Source organism: Roseisolibacter sp. H3M3-2 (assembly GCF_029211165.1).
Taxonomy (GTDB): Bacteria; Gemmatimonadota; Gemmatimonadetes; order Gemmatimonadales; family Gemmatimonadaceae; genus Roseisolibacter.
Map to the genome: position 1 here is coordinate 1 of NZ_JARGEK010000739.1, position 812 is coordinate 812.

Below are 812 nucleotides of genomic sequence, written 5' to 3' on the forward strand. Positions count from 1 at the left end.
AGGCGCCGCGCGCGGCCGACGAGCGCGCCGCCGCGCGCCGCCGCCGCCGCGCCCTGGTCGCCGAGCACCACGTCGGCGAAGAAGCGCTCGAGGAACACCCACTGCGGCACCTTGCGCGTCGCGGGCGGCGCGTAGCCGCCGACGCCCGCCGGCGGCATGCCGGCGTTCGGGCGCACGAACGCGCTCGTCGCCCCGGACCCCGCGAGCGCCGCCAGCCGCGCCGCCGCGGCGGCCGCCGCGCCCCCCTCGCTCACCACCACCGGGCGCGCGCCGGTGAAGTAGAAGCCGCGCAGCCGCGGGCTCGCGCCGAGCTGCGACGGGCGGCACAGCTCCACCAGGAACTTCGTCGCCGCCGGCGCCAGCTTCCCGAGCTCGCGCGGCAGCTCGTACGCCGCCAGGCGCCGCTCCTCGACGCTCTCGCGCGCCAGGAACGACGGGCGGCGCGCCGCCAGCGACGCCGACAGCTCGGCGAACGCGCGCTCCAGCCGCGGCGTCAGCCGCTCGGCGTAGCTGCCGGCGCCCACCGCGGTGCCGACGTCGGCGTCGAACGGGAGCGCGGCGCCGAACGGCTCGCGCACCTCGCCCGGCGTCAGCGGCGCCGCCCACGCCTCGAAGTGCGGGAGGCGGTCGGCCTTCGTGAACAGCACGTACGTCGGCAGCGCGATGCCGAACTCGCGCGCCGCGTCGGCGAGCCGCGCGCGCAGCAGCTGCGCCGCCTGCTCGGCGCGCTGCCCCTGGTCGCCGGCGAACAGGTCGCAGCTCACGCACACGACGGCGGCGCGCGGCGCCGGCTGCGCGCGCCCCAGCGCCAC

At 80.2% G+C, this 812-nt stretch carries 1 protein-coding gene; it reads right to left on the reverse strand.

The genetic code is table 11. The annotated features are described in order from the left end of the window. A partial coding sequence (locus tag PYV61_RS26105) for a type VI secretion system protein (RefSeq protein ID WP_275836814.1) occupies positions 1-812 on the reverse strand: 812 nt, incomplete at both ends.